Annotated in this window: 16 protein-coding genes and 1 pseudogene; 10 read left to right on the forward strand and 7 right to left on the reverse strand. The window is 66.7% G+C overall.

All coding sequences use genetic code 11. The features are described from left to right. Positions 1–412: 412 nt before the first annotated feature. The 4 genes from hemE (at position 413) to rho (ending at position 4,661) form a co-directional block, all read left to right on the forward strand. Positions 413–1,468 carry a uroporphyrinogen decarboxylase gene (gene hemE, locus J2728_RS14850; RefSeq protein ID WP_310000323.1) on the forward strand — a complete coding sequence of 352 codons (1,056 nt, stop codon included), beginning with the start codon at positions 413–415 and terminating at the stop codon, positions 1,466–1,468. Beyond that, on the forward strand, positions 1,465–2,508 hold the full coding sequence (gene hemH / locus J2728_RS14855) for a ferrochelatase (protein ID WP_310000324.1): 1,044 nt from the start codon (positions 1,465–1,467) through the stop codon (positions 2,506–2,508). The genes hemE and hemH overlap by 4 nt, the downstream gene beginning before the upstream one ends. Then, on the forward strand, positions 2,457–2,972 hold the full coding sequence (locus J2728_RS14860) for a CopD family protein (protein ID WP_310000666.1): 516 nt from the start codon (positions 2,457–2,459) through the stop codon (positions 2,970–2,972). Before hemH ends, J2728_RS14860 begins: the two co-directional genes overlap by 52 nt. A 255-nt stretch (positions 2,973–3,227) precedes the next feature. Then, entirely contained in the window at positions 3,228–4,661 is a 1,434-nt protein-coding gene (rho, locus tag J2728_RS14865; RefSeq protein ID WP_310000325.1) for a transcription termination factor Rho, read from the forward strand. A gap of 74 nt (positions 4,662–4,735) precedes the next feature. Here the strand turns inward: rho and J2728_RS14870 are convergent. The 3 genes and pseudogenes from J2728_RS14870 to J2728_RS14880 all read right to left on the reverse strand — a co-directional run. Continuing rightward, a pseudogene (locus J2728_RS14870) lies at positions 4,736–4,834 on the reverse strand (hypothetical protein); the annotation flags it as partial. Between the two features lie 12 nt (positions 4,835–4,846). Continuing rightward, positions 4,847–5,812 (reverse strand): quinone oxidoreductase family protein, encoded by a 966-nt coding sequence (locus tag J2728_RS14875; RefSeq protein ID WP_310000327.1) that lies wholly within the window; start codon positions 5,810–5,812, stop codon positions 4,847–4,849. Further along, complete coding sequence (locus tag J2728_RS14880; protein ID WP_310000330.1) at positions 5,812–6,507, reverse strand: dienelactone hydrolase family protein; 696 nt, start codon at positions 6,505–6,507, stop codon at positions 5,812–5,814. The genes J2728_RS14875 and J2728_RS14880 overlap by 1 nt, the downstream gene beginning before the upstream one ends. A gap of 124 nt (positions 6,508–6,631) precedes the next feature. On the opposite strand from J2728_RS14880, the gene J2728_RS14885 reads away from it, so the two are divergent. From J2728_RS14885 to J2728_RS14910, 6 genes are all read left to right on the forward strand, one after another. Beyond that, positions 6,632–6,877, forward strand: coding sequence for a DUF6489 family protein (locus tag J2728_RS14885; protein ID WP_310000333.1), 246 nt, complete (start codon positions 6,632–6,634; stop codon positions 6,875–6,877). Positions 6,878–6,879: 2 nt separating this feature from the next. Further along, positions 6,880–8,220, forward strand: a complete 1,341-nt coding sequence (gene mnmE, locus J2728_RS14890) for a tRNA uridine-5-carboxymethylaminomethyl(34) synthesis GTPase MnmE (RefSeq protein WP_310000334.1) — start codon at positions 6,880–6,882, stop codon at positions 8,218–8,220. 165 nt (positions 8,221–8,385) lie between these two features. Continuing rightward, positions 8,386–10,242 (forward strand): tRNA uridine-5-carboxymethylaminomethyl(34) synthesis enzyme MnmG, encoded by a 1,857-nt coding sequence (mnmG, locus tag J2728_RS14895; RefSeq protein WP_310000337.1) that lies wholly within the window; start codon positions 8,386–8,388, stop codon positions 10,240–10,242. Between the two features lie 88 nt (positions 10,243–10,330). Further along, positions 10,331–10,897: a 16S rRNA (guanine(527)-N(7))-methyltransferase RsmG gene (gene rsmG / locus J2728_RS14900; protein ID WP_404979776.1), complete on the forward strand. Its 567-nt coding sequence runs from the start codon at positions 10,331–10,333 to the stop codon at positions 10,895–10,897. Next, on the forward strand, positions 10,887–11,690 hold the full coding sequence (locus J2728_RS14905) for a ParA family protein (RefSeq protein ID WP_310000340.1): 804 nt from the start codon (positions 10,887–10,889) through the stop codon (positions 11,688–11,690). Before rsmG ends, J2728_RS14905 begins: the two co-directional genes overlap by 11 nt. Before the next feature lie 40 nt (positions 11,691–11,730). Then, on the forward strand, positions 11,731–12,645 hold the full coding sequence (locus tag J2728_RS14910) for a ParB/RepB/Spo0J family partition protein (RefSeq protein WP_310000341.1): 915 nt from the start codon (positions 11,731–11,733) through the stop codon (positions 12,643–12,645). Positions 12,646–13,032: 387 nt separating this feature from the next. On the opposite strand, the gene holA is transcribed toward J2728_RS14910, so the two are convergent. The 4 genes from holA to J2728_RS14935 all read right to left on the reverse strand — a co-directional run bounded on the left by holA (position 13,033) and on the right by J2728_RS14935 (position 17,870). Further along, on the reverse strand, positions 13,033–14,085 hold the full coding sequence (holA, locus tag J2728_RS14920; RefSeq protein ID WP_310000343.1) for a DNA polymerase III subunit delta: 1,053 nt from the start codon (positions 14,083–14,085) through the stop codon (positions 13,033–13,035). A 3-nt stretch (positions 14,086–14,088) separates the two neighbouring features. Then, positions 14,089–14,601 (reverse strand): LPS assembly lipoprotein LptE, encoded by a 513-nt coding sequence (gene lptE, locus J2728_RS14925; protein WP_310000346.1) that lies wholly within the window; start codon positions 14,599–14,601, stop codon positions 14,089–14,091. Between the two features lie 5 nt (positions 14,602–14,606). Next, on the reverse strand, positions 14,607–17,207 hold the full coding sequence (gene leuS, locus J2728_RS14930; protein ID WP_310000347.1) for a leucine--tRNA ligase: 2,601 nt from the start codon (positions 17,205–17,207) through the stop codon (positions 14,607–14,609). Positions 17,208–17,342: 135 nt separating this feature from the next. Further along, the gene (locus tag J2728_RS14935; protein WP_083778439.1) at positions 17,343–17,870 is read right to left on the reverse strand and encodes a DUF3576 domain-containing protein; all 528 of its coding nucleotides are present in this window, start codon (positions 17,868–17,870) and stop codon (positions 17,343–17,345) included. Between the last annotated feature and the right edge of the window lie 49 nt (positions 17,871–17,919).

The raw sequence follows: 17,919 nt of genomic DNA on the forward strand, positions 1-17,919 counted from the left end.
GGCCCACGAGGCGTCGTGACATGGCGCCGCTGTGATCAACGGTCGCATTGCTCGCGTACCATCCCCAGGCTCGACCCGCATCCCCCGAAGTCTGAATCCCGGTTTTCCCTATCCGGGGACGAGTCCCGCGAGGGGTCTTTCGCGCGCCGCCGTTAATTAAGTTTTCATTAAGAGCTTCAATGCGCTGCGACGTCTTCCACAGGATTAACAGAAGGTTAATCACATGTGCGGGGCCTTGTGGGCAAAGGCCGGTGACGTGTGGGAGTCCGGCGCCGATGGATGGTTTTCCACGGTTTGCAGTTGCCCTCCTGCTCCCTCTTCCAAAACCTAATTTCTTATTAAGATATGTTAGAAAGGGCTTAAGGGGACTCCGGGCTTGAGCCAAAGCCCGCGCCGGGCTTTAACCCGAGCCATGACGTCGCCTTCCCAAACGCCCAGCACGCCTCCCAAGTTTCTCGCCGCGCTGTCGGGCCAGACCCATGCCCATCCGCCGATCTGGTTCATGCGCCAGGCGGGACGGTATCTGCCGGAATACCGCGCGGTCCGCGCCACGGCCCCGGACTTCATCAGCTTCTGCTTCGATCCGGAAAAGGCGGCCGAGGTCACGCTGCAGCCGATGCGGCGCTTTCCGTTCGACGCGGCGATCGTCTTCGCCGACATCCTGCTGATCCCGGGGGCTCTGGGCCAGAAGGTCTGGTTCGAGGCCGGAGAGGGTCCCAAGCTCGGCGACATGCCGTCGGTTGAGTCCATGGCCGAAAAGGCCGGCGAGGCGGGCAAGGCCCTATCGCTCGTCGGGGAGACGCTGACGCGGGTTCGCTCGGCGCTCGACCCGTCCAAGGCCCTGATCGGCTTCGCCGGCGCGCCGTGGACCGTGGCGACCTACATGATCGAGAAGGGCTCCAGCGACCGTAGCGGCGCGCGGACCTACGCCTATCAGAACCCCGAGACGACCGACGCCCTGATCCAGGTGCTGGTCGACTCGACGATCGACTACCTGGCCATGCAGGTCGACGCCGGCGCGCAAGCCGTGAAGCTGTTCGAGAGCTGGGCCGAGGGCCTGTCCGAGCCGTTGTTCGATCGTCTGGTCACCCAGCCGCACAAGAAGATCGTCGAGGGTCTGCGGGCCCGCGGCGTCACCGTGCCGATCATTGGCTTCCCGCGCGGCGCCGGCGCCCTGGTCGAAGGCTACGCCGCCCAGGTTCCGGTACAGGGCGTGGCGCTCGACACCCAGGCCAGCGCCAAGCTGGGCCAGGCGATCCAGAAAACGAAGACCATCCAGGGCGCGCTGGATCCGCTGCTGCTGCGGGCCGGCGGCGACGCGCTGCTGAAGCGCGTGGACGAACTGCTCGAACAGTGGAACCAGGGTCCCTATATCTTCAACCTGGGCCACGGGATCCTGCCGGATACGCCGATCGCGCACGTCGAGGCGGTGCTGGAGCGGGTGACCGGCCAGAAGGTGGTCAAGTGAGCAAGAAGCTCGCCGTCGTCCTGTTCAATCTCGGCGGACCCGATGGTCCCCGCGCGGTGCGGCCGTTCTTGTTCAACCTGTTCCGCGACCCGGCGATCATCGGCGCACCCGCGTTGATCCGCTATCCGCTGGCGGCCCTGATCTCGACGACGCGCGAAAAGATGGCCAAGGCCAACTACGCGATCATGGGCGGCGGCTCGCCCCTGCTGCCGGAAACCAGGAAGCAGGCCGAGGCGCTGGAGGCAGCCCTCGCGACCGCTCTGCCAGGCGTCGAGGCCAAGTGCTTCATCGCCATGCGCTACTGGCATCCGCTGACCGGCGAGACCGCGCGCCAGGTGGCGGCCTTCGCGCCGGACGAGGTGGTTCTGCTGCCGCTCTATCCGCAGTTCTCGACGACCACGACCGGCTCGTCGCTGAAGGCCTGGCGTAAAGCCTACAAGGGCTCGGGCGCGGAGACGACGGTCTGCTGCTATCCGACGGACGGCGGTCTGGTCGAGGCCCACGCCCGGATGATCCGGGAGACTTGGGAGAAGGCCGGTTCGCCGACCAACATCCGCCTGCTGTTCTCGGCCCACGGTTTGCCCGAGAAGGTGATCTTGGCTGGCGACCCCTACCAGAAGCAGATCGAGGCCACGGCCGCTGCCGTCGCCGCCAAGCTGCCGGCCGGGATCGACTGGACGGTCTGCTACCAGAGCCGGGTCGGGCCGCTGAAGTGGATCGGCCCATCGACCGACGAGGAGATCCGCCGCGCCGGCGCCGAGGGCAAGGGGGTGATGATCACCCCGATCGCCTTTGTCTCCGAACACGTCGAGACCCTGGTCGAGCTCGACCACGAGTACGCCGAGCTGGCGAAGGACGTTGGCGCCGCGCCCTATGTCCGGGTTCCGGCCCTGGGCGGCGCGCCCGAGTTCATCGACGGTCTGGTCGGCGCGGTCCGCAAGGCGCTCGATGAGCGCGCTGGTTCCGTGGCCCCGGCCTGCGGCTGGCGCTGTGGCGCCGAATGGTCTCAATGCCCCCGTCGAGAAGGAGCCGCCGCGTGACGGATTTCCTGGTGGCGCACTTCAACCTGGTGCGCGGTCTCCACATCCTGTCGGTCATCGCCTTCATGGCCGGGATGCTCTATCTGCCGCGCCTATTCGTCTATCACACCCAGGCCGAGCCGGGCTCACGGATGGACGAGACCTTCAAGGTGATGGAGCGCCGGCTTCTGCGCGGCATCATCAATCCGGCCTCGATCGCCACGGCGCTGTTTGGCGTGGGCCTAATCCTGGCCGACGCCCAGATGCGCGGTTGGAGCTTCCTCCTCGAACCCTGGATGGCCACCAAGCTGGTCGCGCTGGTCGGGCTGTATGGCTTCCACGGCTTCCTGTCGGCCTCGCGCAAGAAGTTCGAGAAGGGCCAGAACACCCGCCCCGAGAAGTTCTGGCGGATGGTCAACGAGATCCCGTTCGTGCTGGCGATCGTGATCGTCGTCTCGGTGACGACCAAGTTCCTGAACCACTGACGAGCCGCGGCGCTTGACCCGCCGCGCGCCGCGTGATTTGCATCGCCGATAGGTTCGGCCTCGCTGGACCGCTTTCTTTCACGGACCGGCGCCCGTCCTGGCGCGCCCCGCGAGCGATCCGCTCCAAGGTCCGTCCCCCGAACGATCCGCGTCATCGTCAATCGACGCGCATGTCCCGGTCCTACCGGGCGTGACCCATGAAGTTCTACCGGCCGGACTCCGTCCTGGAGACCGCGCCCACCCTTGAGTCTTGTCATGACCGAAGAAACCGAAAACGAAATTCCGGCCGCCGAAGAGGCGACCATTGAAGAGACCGTCGCCGATGTGGCCGACGTGGCCACTGAAGCCTCGGTCGAAACCGAAGCGGACGGTGAGGGCGACGACGAAGGCTCTGGCATCGCCGAGGCCGTCGCGGCCCTAGGCCTGAAGTCCATGTCCCTGCAGGAGCTGAAGGAGAAATCCCCGGCCGACCTGCTGGCGTTCGCCGAGACCTTCGAGGTCGAGAACGCCAACTCCATGCGCAAGCAGGACATGATGTTCGCGATCCTGAAGACCCTCGCCGAGGAAGGCGTGGAGATCTCGGGCTCGGGCACCATGGAAGTGCTTCAGGACGGCTTCGGTTTCCTGCGCTCGCCGGAAGCCAACTATCTTCCGGGCCCGGACGACATCTACGTCTCGCCGTCGCAAATCCGGAAGTATGGCCTGCGCACTGGCGACAGCGTCGAGGGCGCGATCCGCTCGCCGCGCGAGGGCGAGCGTTACTTCGCCCTGACCAGCGTCACCAAGATCAATTTCGAGAGCCCCGAGAACGTGCGCCACAAGGTGCACTTCGACAACCTGACGCCGCTCTATCCCGAAGAGCGCCTGAACATGGAGCTGCCCGATCCGACCGTGAAGGATCGCTCGGGCCGGGTCATCGACATCGTCGCCCCGCTCGGCAAGGGCCAGCGCTGCCTGATCGTCGCCCCGCCGCGCGTGGGTAAGACGGTGATGCTGCAGAACATCGCCAAGTCGATCGAGACGAACCACCCCGAGTGCTACCTGATCGTCCTGCTGATCGACGAACGCCCGGAAGAAGTCACTGACATGCAGCGCACGGTGAAGGGCGAGGTGATCGCCTCGACCTTCGACGAGCCCGCGACCCGTCACGTCCAGGTGGCCGAGATGGTCATCGAGAAGGCTAAGCGCCTGGTCGAGCACAAGCGCGACGTCGTCATCCTGCTGGACTCGGTCACGCGTCTGGGCCGCGCCTACAACACCACCGTCCCGTCGTCGGGCAAGGTGCTGACCGGCGGTGTCGACGCCAATGCCCTGCAGCGCCCGAAGCGCTTCTTCGGCGCGGCGCGGAACGTGGAGGAGGGCGGCTCGCTGTCGATCATAGCCACGGCCCTGATCGACACCGGCAGCCGCATGGACGAAGTCATCTTCGAAGAGTTCAAGGGCACCGGTAACTCGGAAATCGTCCTTGATCGTAAGGTGGCTGACAAGCGCATCTTCCCGGCCATCGACGTGCTCAAGTCGGGCACCCGCAAGGAAGAGCTCATCACGCCGCGCGACCAGCTGCAGAAGACCTACGTCCTGCGCCGCATCCTCAACCCGATGGGCGCCTCGGACGCGATCGAGTTCCTGCTCGACAAGCTGCGCCAGTCGAAGACGAACGGTGACTTCTTCCAGTCGATGAATACCTGAGTCCAGCCAGACTCAGTCGGATACGAGAAGGGCCCCGGAGCGATCCGGGGCCTTTTTGTTTGTCTTAAATCCTCCCCCCTAGCGGGGGAGGTGTCGGCGAAGCCGACGGAGGGGGAAGAAGCGGGATCGGCGGCACTTCCCCCTCCGGCCTTCGGCCGCCTCCCCCGTTGGGGAGAGGATTTGCGTCACGGAACCAGCAGTGTCGCCCCGATCGTCCGCCGCCCCTCCAGCGCCTCATGCGCGGCCCGCGCCTCGCCGAGCGGGAAGGTCTGGCCGATGTCGATCTTCACCGCGCCAGAGCCGATGACCGCGAACAGCGCCTGGGCGCTCTCATCCAGCTCCTGCGTCGTGGCGATGTAGTCGAACAGGCGAGGCCGGGTCACGAATAGCGACTTGACGCTGAGCTCCAACGGCGCGAACGCGGGCACGGGGCCGGACGCGTTGCCGAAGGTGACCATCACGCCGCGACGCGCCAGGCTCTTCAAGCTGGCCGCCCATGTGTCCTTGCCGACGCCGTCATAGACAACCGCGACGCCTTGGCCGCCGGTCAACTCGGTGACCCTGGCGGCGATGTCCTCGTGGCCATAGTCGATCACGTGGTCCGCGCCGAGCTCGCGCGCGATCGCGGCCTTGGCTTCGGACCCGACCGTGGCGATCACCGTCGCGCCCAGCGCCTTGCACCATTGGACCAGAATTTGACCGACGCCGCCGGCGGCCGCGTGGACGAGCACCGTGTCACCATGTTTCACGTGGAAACATCGGCGCACCAGGAACTCGGCGGTCATGCCTTTCAGCAGAGCGGCGGCCGCCGTTTCCAGGCTCACGCCTTCGGGCACCTTGACCGCGCGCTCGGCCGGAACGACGGCGGCCTCGGCATAGGCGCCCATCGTGCCGTTGTATGCTACGCGGTCACCGACCTTGAAGCGGGTGACCCCTTCGCCAACGGCCTCGACCGTCCCAGCCGCCTCAAGGCCGACGCCACTCGGCAGCTTCAGCGGATAGAGCCCCGAGCGGTGATAGGTGTCGATGTAGTTCAAGCCGACGGCCGCGTGACGGATCAGGATCTGGCCGGCGGCGGGTGAGGGGATCTCGACCTCGACCGCCTCCAGGACCTCCGGACCGCCGGCGCGGGAGAACCGGATCGCCAGCATCAGCCAAGCGCCTTCTGGAAGAACGTCAGGCTGCGGCCGTTGGCCTTGGCGGCGTCGGCGGCGTCATAGTGCGCCCCGCCTTCCCGGGCGAAGGCGTGGTCGCGGTCGGCATAGGTGTGAAGCTCGATCTGCGGGTGATCCTTCAGCGCTTGCAGGATGACCTGCTGGGCTTCGGGCGGCACGAACTGGTCCTTCTCGGCGATGTGCATCAGCAGCGGGTGAGCCAGCTTCTCGGCCTCGCCGACATGCTTCTCCAGACCAACGCCATAGTAAGAGACCGAGGCGTCGACGTCGGTGCGGGTCGCCGTCAGGAACGCCAAGAGGCCACCCAGGCAATAGCCGACCGCGCCGACCTTGCCGTTGACGCCGTCCAACTCGCGGGCGGCGGTGATCGTGGCGGCGATATCATTGACGCCAGCGTCCACGTCGAAGGCGTTGAACAGCTCGAAGGCTTTCTTCCACTCGGCCTCCGACTGGTCGGTGATGTCGATGCCCGGCTCGATCCGCCAGAACAGGTCCGGGCAGATGGCGACATAGCCTTGGGCGGCGAGGCCATCGCAGATATCGCGCATGACCTTGTTGACGCCGAAGATTTCCTGGATGACGACGATCGCCGGCGCCGAGGCCGCCTTCGGGCGCGCCACATAGGCGTTGAAGGCGCCATCCGGCGTGGTGATGGTGAGGGTCTCGCTCATCGGGATTCTCCGTCGTGCTCAGGTCCCTCGCGGGACGAATGTGACTTTCGACCAAAGCGCTCTAACCTGCGCCGACGGGCGAGGCCCATAACAATATCGTGCCCTGACCGAAGGGAACTTTCCGATGAAGATGACGATAGAGATCGACTGCACGCCGGTCGAAGCGCGGGCCTTTCTAGGCCTGCCGGATGTCAGTGGTTTGAACGACCATCTGGTGAAAGAGATGCAGGCGCGGATGGACGCCAATATGGCGATGCTGGCGCCCGAGGAGCTGCTGAAGAACTGGATGGCGTTCGGGACCGGCGCCCAGGAGTCCTTCCGTAAGTTGATGACCGCCGCCGCCAACGCCGCCGCCGGAAAACCCGACTGACCATGGCTGATACGATCTTCGCCCTGGCCACGGCGGCCGGGCGGGCGGCGGTGGCCGTCGTGCGTATTTCGGGACCAGACACGCTCCGCACGGTCGAGGCTCTGGCGGGGAGGGCGCCCGCGCCGCGCATGGCCGCGTTGCGAAAGCTTCGGCATGACGGGGTAGAGCTGGACGAGGCCTTGGTCCTACGGTTTGAAGGACCGGCCAGCTATACCGGCGAAGACAGCGCCGAGTTTCACGTGCATGGCGGTCGGGCGGTGGTCGAGGCGCTTCTCGCGGCGCTGAACGATCTTGGCCTGCGCCTAGCCGAGCCGGGCGAGTTCACCCGCCGGGCCTTCGAGAACGGAAAGCTGGACCTGGCCCAGGCCGAGGGCGTCGCGGACCTCATCGACGCCGAGACCGAGGCGCAGCGTCGGCAGGCGCTTGGCCAGGTCGGCGGGGCGTTGAGCCAGCGCTATGACCGGTGGCGCGATTTGCTGGTCCAGTCCTTGGCCATGCTGGAAGCGGCCGTGGACTTCCCGGACGAGGACCTTCCGGAAGAGGTAGCCGAGCGCGCCCGGCCCGGGCTGCGTATTCTGGCGGAGGAGTTGGACGCGGCGCTCGCCGATGTTTCCCGTGGCCGCCGCGTGCGGGACGGTTATCGGATCGCCCTGGTCGGCGCCCCGAACGCCGGCAAGAGCACTCTACTCAACAGTCTGGTCGAGCGCGACGCGGCGATCGTGACGGACATGCCCGGAACCACTAGGGACGTCATTGAAGTTCCTCTGGTCCTGGGCGGGTATCGGGTGCTGGTCGCCGACACCGCTGGGCTTCGCGATACAGAGGATGCGATCGAGGCAGAGGGCATCCGGCGCGCTCGGCGGTGGGCTGAAGAGGCGGACCTGCGTCTTTGGGTCGTCGACGGTTTTCACGTGAAACATGGCGATGCGTTGGAGACCACTGTCCGACCGGGCGATTGGCTGGTCCTGAATAAGGTCGATATCGCCGATGCGGCCACCTTGGCCGCGGCCGAGACGCGTTGGATCGAACAGGGACTTTCGGTGGTTCCGCTGTCAGCGCGATCCGAGACGGCCGTGGCGGGCTTGCGGGCTGGGCTGGCCCATCACGTGAGTCAGGCCTTGTCGGGTTCCGAGTTCCCGGCCGCGACCCGTCTTCGTCATGCGGAGCGACTGAGCGAGGCGCGGGGCTATCTGTCCCGGGCGCTTTCGGAGGTGGGGCTCGAAGTGGAGTTGGCCGCGGAGGACGTGCGTCTCGCCGCTCGGGCGCTGGAGAAGATCACCGGGAGGGTCGACCCGGAGGACGTGCTTGGGCGCGTCTTTTCGACCTTCTGCATCGGCAAGTGATGTTTCACGTGAAACCCTCCCCATATTGTCCACAGCGCGCTCACAGCTAGGGTGGCGGTGTTTCACGTGAAACGCTGACTCGGATCGACCCTCCCGGCTGATTGGCGTATATATCGAGTCCAGCGCCCCCGCTTGCCCGGGGGCGTTCGCATTGAGGCGAGCGTCTTGTCCAAGTCCTGGGATGTCATTGTCATCGGCGGCGGCCACGCCGGCTGTGAAGCGGCGGCCGCTTCCGCGCGCACCGGCGCGCGCACGCTGTTGCTCACTCACAAGCTGGAAACCATCGGCGAGATGTCTTGCAACCCGGCCATTGGCGGCTTGGGTAAGGGGCATCTGGTTCGTGAGATCGACGCCCTGGATGGCGTCATGGGCCGCATGGCCGATAAGGCCGGTATCCAGTTCCGGATGCTGAACCGCTCCAAGGGGCCCGCCGTGCGCGGACCGCGCTCGCAGATCGACCGCAAGCTCTATCGCGAGGCGATGCAGGCCGAGCTGTTTTCCACGGGAAACCTCGACATCATCGCCGCCGCCGCCGAGGACCTGATCGTCGAAGACGGAAAGGTAGCGGGCGCGATCGACGGGGAGGGGAAAACCTATCATGCCCCCCGTGTGATCCTGACCACCGGCACCTTCCTGAAGGGCGTCATCCATCGCGGCGAGGAGCGCATCCCCGCCGGCCGCGTCGGTGACCAGCCGGCCATCGGTCTGTCGGATCGTCTGTATGGTCTAGGCTTCCAGATGGGCCGCCTGAAGACCGGAACGCCGGCGCGCCTCGACGGCCGCACGATCGCCTGGGATCGTCTCGATAGCCAGGCGGCCGATGACGAGCCGATCCCCTTTTCGTATCTGAACGACAAGATCGACGTGCCGCAGATCGCCTGCGGCGTGACCTTCACGACTGAAGAAACCCACCGGATCATCGCCGAGCGGATCGGCGAGTCCCTGGTCTATAGCGGCCGCGCCACGGGTGTCGGTCCGCGCTATTGCCCGTCGATCGAGGACAAGGTCGTCCGCTTCGCCGACAAGACCAGCCACCAGATCTTCCTGGAGCCAGAGGGTCTGGACGATCCGACGGTCTATCCGAACGGCATTTCCACGTCGGTCTCGGAAGAGACCCAGCTGCTGTTCCTGCGCACCATCCCAGGCCTCGAGACCGTCGAGGTCCTGCGCTACGGCTATGCGATCGAGTACGACTATGTCGATCCGCGCGAGCTGTACGCCACGCTGGAGACCAAGCGCCTGCCGGGACTTTACCTGGCGGGCCAGATCAACGGCACCACGGGTTACGAAGAAGCTGGCGCTCAGGGCCTGGTCGCCGGCCTGAACGCGGCCCTCGCCGAGCAGGGCCGGGAGCCGGCCGTTTTCGCTCGAGACGAGGCCTATATCGGCGTGATGATCGACGACCTCGTCACCCGTGGCGTGACCGAGCCCTATCGCATGTTCACCAGCCGGGCCGAGTTCCGACTCACCTTGCGCGCCGATAACGCTGACCAACGCCTGACCGATCGGGGGATCGCGCTGGGGGTGGTCGGTCAGCGCCGCGCCACGGCCTGGGCCGAGAAGAAGGCGCGGCTGGACGCGGCCCGCGCCTTCGCCCGCTCGGTCAGCTTGACCCCGAACGAGGCGGTGAAGGCCGGCTTCAAGGTCAATAGCGACGGCGTTCGCCGCGACGTCTTCGCCATGCTGGCCTATCCGGACGTGACCCTCGACGACCTCGGCCGCGTTTGGCCCGAGGTTTTCACGTGGAACACCGACGTCCGCGAGCAGATCGAGATCGAGGCGGCCTATGCCGGCTACTTGGATCGTCAACGCGCTGATGCGGAGTCGCTCCGGAAGGATGAGGACCTGCGCCTGCCGGCCGATCTCGACTACGGCGATATCGGCAGTCTGTCGAACGAGGTCCGCGAGAAGCTGGCCCGCGTTCGACCGCTGACCTTGGGCCAGGCGGCCCGCATCGAGGGCGTGACGCCAGGAGCGCTGACCGCGCTGCTGGCCCACGTGCGGCGCACCCGTGCAGCCTGAGGTCGCCCCCAAAATCGCCGAGGTCGCCGAACCCCCGGTCCTGGACGCTGCCGGCTACCAGGCCCTGACCGGCGTCAGCGACACCCAGATGGCCGATCTGGTCCGTTTCCAAGAGCTGCTGGCCGAGTGGAACGAGGTCATGAACCTCGTCGGGCCTCTGACCATCGCCACCTACTGGACGCGCCACGCCCTGGACAGCTCGCAGCTGCTGGATCTGGCGCCGGAAGCGAACACGTGGGCCGATCTTGGCGCCGGCGCCGGTCTGCCCGGGGTCGTGCTGGCCATACTTCTGAAGGGTAGGGCCGGAGCGAAGGTTCATCTCGTGGAGTCGATGGCCAAGCGCTGCCGCTTCCTGGAGGTGGTCGCCAAGGATCTCGACCTGCCGGTCCAGATTCACAACGTCCGGGCCGAAGACCTGAAGCTGAAGGTCGATATCGTGACGGCGCGCGCCTGCGCGCCGATGACCAAGCTGCTCGGCTTCGCCGAACCCTATCTACGCGGCGGCGCGACCGGCCTGTTCCTCAAGGGACAGGATGTCGCGGCCGAGCTTTCCGAAGCCGCGAAGGCTTGGAAGTTCGACGCGCAATTGCGACCTAGCCAAAGCGACCCTCGGGGTCGGATCGTTCAAGTGAAGGGGCTGTCTCGTGTCCGCTAATCCTCTCCGCGTCCTGGCGATCGCCAACCAGAAAGGCGGCGTGGGCAAGACCACGACCGCGATTAACCTCGGCACCGCCCTGGCGGCGTGCGGCGAGCGCGTGCTGCTGATTGACGCCGACCCGCAGGGCAACTGCTCGACGGGTTTGGGCATCGGCCGCACCCAACGCCGGACCACGCTGTACGACGTGCTGATGGGGGAGTCGCCGGTGGTCGACGCCGCCGTGAAGACCGAGCTGCCGGGCCTGGACGTCATACCCGCCGACGCCGATCTGTCCGGTATCGAGATCGAACTGGGTCAGACCGCGCGCCGGTCATACCGGCTGCGCGACGCCCTTGAGGCCATACGCGCCAACGGCCCCTACACCTACGTGCTGATCGACTGCCCGCCGTCCTTGAACGTGCTGACGGTCAACGCCATGACCGCCGCCGACGCGGTGTTCGTGCCGCTGCAATGCGAGTTCTTCGCCCTGGAAGGCCTTACCCAGCTGATGCGCACGATCGAGCGTGTCCGCGGTAGCTTGAACCCGCACCTGGAGATCCAGGGCGTGGTGTTGACCATGTACGACCGCCGCAACAGCCTTTCGGATCAAGTGGCGCGCGATGTCCGCGCGCACTTCGGCGACAAGGTCTATGACGCGGTGATCCCGCGCAATGTCCGCGTCTCGGAAGCGCCGTCGTTCGGCAAGCCGGTTCTGCTGTACGATCTGAAATGCGCGGGTAGCCAAGCCTATCTGAAGCTGGCGCGCGAGGTGATCAGCCGCGAACGCGACCGGCAGGCCAAGGCCGCCTGAGCGATCTAGAATTCGAATTTGAAGCTTGTCTGAGAGAGTGATGGAGTCCGCCGTGGTGGGAGAGCCGGGTATGGCCGAAGGGCGTCGGGGACTGGGACGCGGTCTGTCCGCCTTGCTGGGCGAGGTCGAGGCCGCGCCCGCCCAGGCGCCGGGCGATCAGTCCGCCGGCTCGCGCGAAGCGCCGATCGAACTGCTGAAACGCAATCCCGACCAGCCGCGACGGACCTTCCGCGAGGAGGATCTCGAGGAGCTGACCAATTCGATCCGCGAGAAGGGTGTTCTGCAGCCGATCCTTGTGCGGCCGTCGCCCACCACACCGGGCGAATATCAGATCGTCGCGGGTGAGCGCCGCTGGCGCGCGGCCCAGCGTGCGGGCCTGCGGGGCGTGCCAATCATGGTGCGCGAACTGGACGACCTGGCGGTGCTGGAAATCGGCATCATCGAAAACGTCCAGCGCGCCGACCTGAACGTCCTCGAAGAAGCGCTTTCGTACAAAGTGCTTATGGAGAAGTTCGAACGCACGCAGGACGCCATCGCCCAGACGATCGGCAAGAGCCGCAGCCATGTGGCCAATACCCTGCGCCTGCTGGCCCTACCGGAAGAAGTCCAGTCATACCTGGTCAGCGGCGAGCTGTCGGCCGGTCATGCTCGCGCCATCGCGGCCGCCGCCGACCCGGTGGCCCTGGCCAAGCAGATCATCGATGGCGGTCTTTCGGTCCGTGAGACCGAGGCCCTGGCGCGCAAGGCTCCGACCGCGCCGTCGGCCAAGAACAAGGGCGGCCGTCCGCCCAAGGTCAAGGACACCGACACCCAGGCCTTGGAAGCCGATCTGTCTTCGGTGTTGGGTCTCGACGTCACCATCGATCATCGCGGCGGCGCCGGCTCCCTGACCATCAGCTACGCGACGCTCGAGCAGCTCGATGACCTGTGCAATCGGCTGACGCGCGGGGTCTGATTTCCGATCCGTTCAGGCGCACCTAAAAAGCGTGCGAATGAGCGATTTTCGGCTCTCGGAAAATCGCCTCTGTCGCGCACCGAGCGGCGCCTTTCCGTACCCAGGGAGGCGCCGTTTTCGTGAGGCGAGGGCGGCTTATAGGGTTTTCCGCTGCAAGCGCTTGTGGCTTAAGGGTTTCTTGGAAAGCGTCCACAGCGCCGCAAAGCGGGTGTTTGGGGCGGCTTTGACCCGCTCCATCTCCGTGTCATCCCCGAAGCCTCGAAGAGGCTATCCGGGACCCAGGGGTCAAGCTCTTTGCGGTAGCCCCTGGGTCCCGGCTCCGCGCTTCGCTTCGGCCGGGATGACACGCAAAAGTGGTGGGGAAGTTTTTTGGGCGTAGAGGCCGCCCTACAGCCCCAGCCGCCGCGCTCGCCCCGCGATCATCAACGCCAGGCGTTCGGCGATCAGCTGGTCGGGGGAGCCGGAGGTCTTGCAGGCGCGGTCGGCGTTCAGCACCTCGCCTTGGACCTCGAGAATGGCCTCCAGGTTCCAGGCGCGGGCCTGGCGCAGGAACTCGCGCTCCTGCTTCCAGAAGACGCCGGAGGCCTTGGCGGCGGCCTGCAGGTCGACGCCGTTCTTGTGCAGGGTCAGGACGCGCCGCAGGCGGCCCAGATAGTAGCTCATGGCCCGGACGGCGGCCGGACCGCCTTCGCCCTCCGCGGCGGCGCGGCGCAGGGCGGCCTGGGCCGCCGCGACCTTGCCACCGAAGGCGTCGGCGGCCGCGTCGCTGAGCGAGGCCTCGGGCTCGACCCCCAGGAAGTCTGTCAGGTCGGCGGCCGTGGCGTTGATGCCGCTGCCCGGACCCAGGAACAGCGCCAGGCGCTCGATCTCGGCGCGAGCCACGCCGCGCTCCTTGGGCAGGCGAGAGACGAAGAGGTCCAGAGCCTCGCTGTTGAGGCTGACCTTGTCGTTGGCCAGCGTATCCCGCGTCAGGCGCGCCAGATCCCCGGCCTCGTCCTCGTAACAGGGGATGACGGCGCAGCCGCTGGCCTTCTCGCCGACCTTGCGCAGCTGGGAGTCGCGGCCCAGGGCCCCGGCCTCGATCAGGAAGAAGGCGTCGGGATTGAGATGACCTTCGACGTGGCGAGCGACGGCCTCGGCGGCGGCCTTGTCGGGTCCGGCCTTCTCGCCGTTCAGACGCAGGCGCACGAGGCGCCGGCCGCCCATCAGCGACATCGCCGAGAGCTCGTCCTCTAGCTTGGCGGGATCAGCCTCGACGTCGCTCTCGGTCAGCTGGGCGGTGTCGAAAGGGTCATCCGGGCGCTCAACCACGCGTTTGGCCAGGGCGTTGGCGCGATCGCGCACGACGCCCCGGTCCTTGCCGTAGATGACCACGGCCCGGATGTCCGGGGTCGGCTCCTTCAGGAAGCGTTCGACGTCCGGACGCTTGGAGAGGATCATCTCTTAGGCCGGCTTCTTGCCCGCCAGCCAGGTGGCGAGGTCCAGCTGGATCTTGCGGGCCGCCTCGGTCGCCGCGCGCTCCTGACCGTCCTGCTGGGCCGCGATGGCCGCGTAGGGCTGGTCGGCGGAGTCGTAGGTCACCGAGACCTCGGTATAGCCCTTGTGGACCTCCGAGCCCGTCTTGGCGTCCAGCAGCCGCCAGTTGACGGTCATGCGAAGTTCGTAGCGGTTGGCCACGTTGTCGAGGCGCACACCGCGGGCGAAACGCTGCTCGTTGACCGCGAAGGCCAACTTGTAGGCGGCCGGCGTTCCCTGGCGGTGGGCCAGGGCGTCGTCCAGCTGCTCACGCAGCAGATAGCCCCCGCGCCCTTCGGCGGCGATGGTTTCGATGCCTGACAGGCCGCTCTCGACGCCCGGACGGGCATAGAGGGGCGTGAAGCCGCAGGCCGAAACGCCCAGGGTCGAGAGCGCCAGAAGCGATGTTCTAAGGGCGCCGATCAGCAGGAAGCGTTTCATCGGTCTCAATTGGCCACGATGTTGACGATGCGGTCCTTCACCACGATCACCTTGCGGACCGTGAGGCCCTCAAGGTGGGCCATGATGTTGGGATCCGCCAGCGCGATTTTGGTCACTTCGTCGTCCGGGGCGCCGGCCTTGGCCTTCACCTCGCCGCGACGCTTGCCGTTGATCTGGATCGGCAGGACGCGCTCGTCGTCCGCGGCCAGGGCCGGGTCGGCCTTGGGCCAGGGCGCGTTCACGACCATGCCCTCGCCGCCGATCCGTGCCCAGGCTTCCTCGGCCAGGTGCGGGGTGAACGGAGCGACCAGGCGGGCCAGGATGTTCAGGGCCTCGGCGCGGGCCGCCAGGACGGCGTTCGAGGCGGAAGTCCCGTCCCCATTGGCGGCCGGAGCGGCCTTCAGGGCGTTCAGGAACTCGTACAGGCGCGCCACGCCGCTGTTGAAGCGGAAGCCCTCGATGCTGTCGGTGACAAAGCCGATCAACTTGTGGGCCGCCTTGCGCAGCGCCAGGGCGGCTTCATCGCTGTCGTCATGAGCGAAGTCGCCGGCCGGCTGGCTGTCGAACTCGTTCCACAGACGGTGCGTGAAGCGCCAGCTGCCCTCGACGCCGGCGTTGGTCCACTGGACATCGCGTTCGGGCGGGCTGTCGGACATCACGAACAGGCGGGCGCTGTCGACGCCGTAGGCCTCGAAGATGTCCTCGGGCGCGACGACGTTCTTCTTGGACTTCGACATCTTCTCGATGTCGCCAATGACGATCGGCGCGCCGGTCTTGGCGTGCGTGGCCGAGCGGCTGTTGCCCTCGACCTTGATCACCACGTCCGAGGGCTCGACCCATTCGCCGGCCTCGTTCTTGTAGGCCTCATGGGTGACCATGCCTTGCGTGAACAGGCCCGCGAACGGCTCCTCGACCGAGACCAGGCCCTCGTCCTTCAGGGCGCGGGTGATGAAGCGGGCGTACAGCAGGTGCAGGATCGCGTGCTCGACGCCGCCGATATACTGGTCGACCGGCAGCCAGTAGTCGGCCGCGGCCTTGCCGACGGGCTCGGCGGCCTTCGTGTCGGCGAAGCGGGCGAAGTACCAGCTGCTGTCGATGAAGGTGTCCAGCGTGTCGGTTTCGCGCTCGGCCGCGCCGCCGCACGACGGGCAGGTCGTGTGACGCCAGGTCGGGTGGCGCAGCAGCGGGTTGCCCGGCTTGTCGAAGGTGACGTCCTCGGGCAGGGCGACCGGCAGCTGATCTTCCGGCACGGGGACGACGCCGCAAGACGCGCAGTGGATCACCGGGATCGGACAGCCCCAGTAGCGCTGACGCGAGACGCCCCAGTCGCGCAGGCGATAGACGGTCGCGCCCTGGCCTTGGCCGGTGGCCTCGATGCGCGCCACGGCCTCGGCCTTGGCGGTCTCGACGTCCATCCCGTCCAGGAAATGGGAGTTGAAGATCTTGCCGGGGCCGACATAGGCCTCCTTGCCGACCTGGAAGGTCTCCGGATCCTCGCCGTTCGGCAGCACGACGGGCTTGACCGGCAGGTCGTACTTCCGGGCGAAGTCCAGGTCGCGCTGGTCGTGGGCCGGGCAGGCGAAGATCGCACCCGTGCCGTAGTCCATCAGGATGAAGTTGGCGATCCAGACAGGCAGGGTGATCGACGGGTCCAAGGGGTGCTTCACCCGCAGGCCGGTGTCGTAGCCCAGCTTCTCGGCGCTTTCGATCTCGGCTTCCGAGGTGCCGCCCTTGCGGCAGTCGGCGATGAACCGCTGGACCTCGGAGTTCTCCAGACCCAGGCGCTCGGCCAGCGGATGCTCGGGCGCGATGCCGACGAAGCTGGCGCCGAACAGGGTGTCGGGACGGGTGGTGTAGACCTCCAGACCCTCGGCCATGCCATCGGGCGCTTCGCCGTCGAACTGGAACTTGAAGCGCAGGCCCTTGGAGCGGCCGATCCAGTTCTCCTGCATCAGGCGAACCTTGTCGGGCCAGCGGTCCAGGGTCTTCAGGCCGTCGATCAGGGCGTCGGCGTAGTCGGTGATGCGCAGGAACCACTGGGTCAGCTTGCGCTTCTCGACCGTCGCGCCCGAGCGCCAGCCCTTGCCGTCGATCACCTGCTCGTTGGCCAGGACGGTCATGTCGACCGGGTCCCAGTTGACCGAGGCTTCCTTGCGATAGACCAGGCCGCGCTTCAGCAGGCGCAGGAACCAGGCCTGCTGCTTGCCGTAATATTCCGGGTCGCAGGTGGCGAACTCGCGCGACCAGTCGACCGAAATGCCCAGCGATTTCAGCTGCTCGCGCATGGCGGCGATGTTGTCGTAGGTCCAGCCCTTGGGGTGGACGCCGCGCTCCATCGCCGCGTTTTCGGCCGGCATGCCAAAGGCGTCCCAGCCCATCGGGTGCAGGACGTTGAAGCCCTGGGCGCGCTTGTAGCGGGCCACCACGTCGCCCATGGCGTAGTTGCGCACGTGGCCCATGTGGATGCGACCCGAGGGGTACGGGAACATCTCGAGGACGTAGTATTTCGGACGGCCGTCGTTGATCTCGCCGGTCTTGAAGACGTCGGCCTTCGCCCAGGCTTCACGCCACTTGGGCTCGGTGTCTTTGGGATTGTAGCGGGCCATCGGAAACCAGGTCTTGGATGCAGGAACGCGCCCCGAAGGCGACGCCGCGACAAGACTATGCGGTTTCGCGGCCGGAGCGCGCAGGAATATGGGGTCTCGGGGTCCCCTTCGCTCGGAAGCGGACCCCGCCGGGCCTTAGCCCTTGATGTTCGAGAGACGAAGCTGACGGGCGCGGGTCAGGATCGCGTTCTCGATGTCGGTCGCGGTCTGGTCGGCGACGGGCGCGTCGACCCAGTTGCCGTTCACGTCCTTGGACTGCTTGAACACCGTGACGTTCAGGCCATCGGCGCGTAGGCGGGTGTCCAGGATGTAGACCGTCGCCTTGAAGCGCTCGGCCGGGGTTTCCGGGTTCACGTACCAGTCGGTGATGATCACGCCGCCGTAAGGATCCGCCGAGGCCAGCGGCATGAACGCCAGGGTGTCGAGGCTGGCGCGCCACAGATAGCCGTTCACGCCGATCGAGCCTTCCGTCGCCGGAGCCCTGCCGCCGCCGCCGAAGCGCTTGAACGGGTTCAGGCCCGGCTCGTCGCTCTGCGTCGAGAACGTCTTCGGGGGCTTGTTGCTGCTGCAGGCCGATACGCCCAGCATGGACAGAGCCAGGACGCCCGCGGCGACGCCGCGCATCACAGACCCACGCTCAAACGCCATAGTACCTCGCTCCAATGTCTCGCCGCCGCGAATTACGCTGCCTGGCGCGCCCCCGCGGCCGGGA

It is taken from the genome of Caulobacter segnis, from assembly GCF_031454995.1.
Classification (GTDB): Bacteria; Pseudomonadota; Alphaproteobacteria; order Caulobacterales; family Caulobacteraceae; genus Caulobacter; species Caulobacter segnis_E.

Excerpts from the sequence above, each read along its gene's own strand:
- hemE (WP_310000323.1), top strand. The coding sequence starts at position 413 with ATGACGTCGCCTTCCCAAACGCCCAGCACGCCTCCCAAGTTTCTCGCC.
- rho (WP_310000325.1), top strand. The coding sequence starts at position 3,228 with ATGACCGAAGAAACCGAAAACGAAATTCCGGCCGCCGAAGAGGCGACC.
- J2728_RS14875 (WP_310000327.1), bottom strand. The coding sequence starts at position 5,812 with ATGCTGGCGATCCGGTTCTCCCGCGCCGGCGGTCCGGAGGTCCTGGAG.
- J2728_RS14880 (WP_310000330.1), bottom strand. The coding sequence starts at position 6,507 with ATGAGCGAGACCCTCACCATCACCACGCCGGATGGCGCCTTCAACGCC.
- J2728_RS14885 (WP_310000333.1), top strand. The coding sequence starts at position 6,632 with ATGAAGATGACGATAGAGATCGACTGCACGCCGGTCGAAGCGCGGGCC.
- mnmE (WP_310000334.1), top strand. The coding sequence starts at position 6,880 with ATGGCTGATACGATCTTCGCCCTGGCCACGGCGGCCGGGCGGGCGGCG.
- rsmG (WP_404979776.1), top strand. The coding sequence starts at position 10,331 with ATGGCCGATCTGGTCCGTTTCCAAGAGCTGCTGGCCGAGTGGAACGAG.
- J2728_RS14910 (WP_310000341.1), top strand. The coding sequence starts at position 11,731 with ATGGAGTCCGCCGTGGTGGGAGAGCCGGGTATGGCCGAAGGGCGTCGG.
- holA (WP_310000343.1), bottom strand. The coding sequence starts at position 14,085 with ATGATCCTCTCCAAGCGTCCGGACGTCGAACGCTTCCTGAAGGAGCCG.
- lptE (WP_310000346.1), bottom strand. The coding sequence starts at position 14,601 with ATGAAACGCTTCCTGCTGATCGGCGCCCTTAGAACATCGCTTCTGGCG.
- leuS (WP_310000347.1), bottom strand. The coding sequence starts at position 17,207 with ATGGCCCGCTACAATCCCAAAGACACCGAGCCCAAGTGGCGTGAAGCC.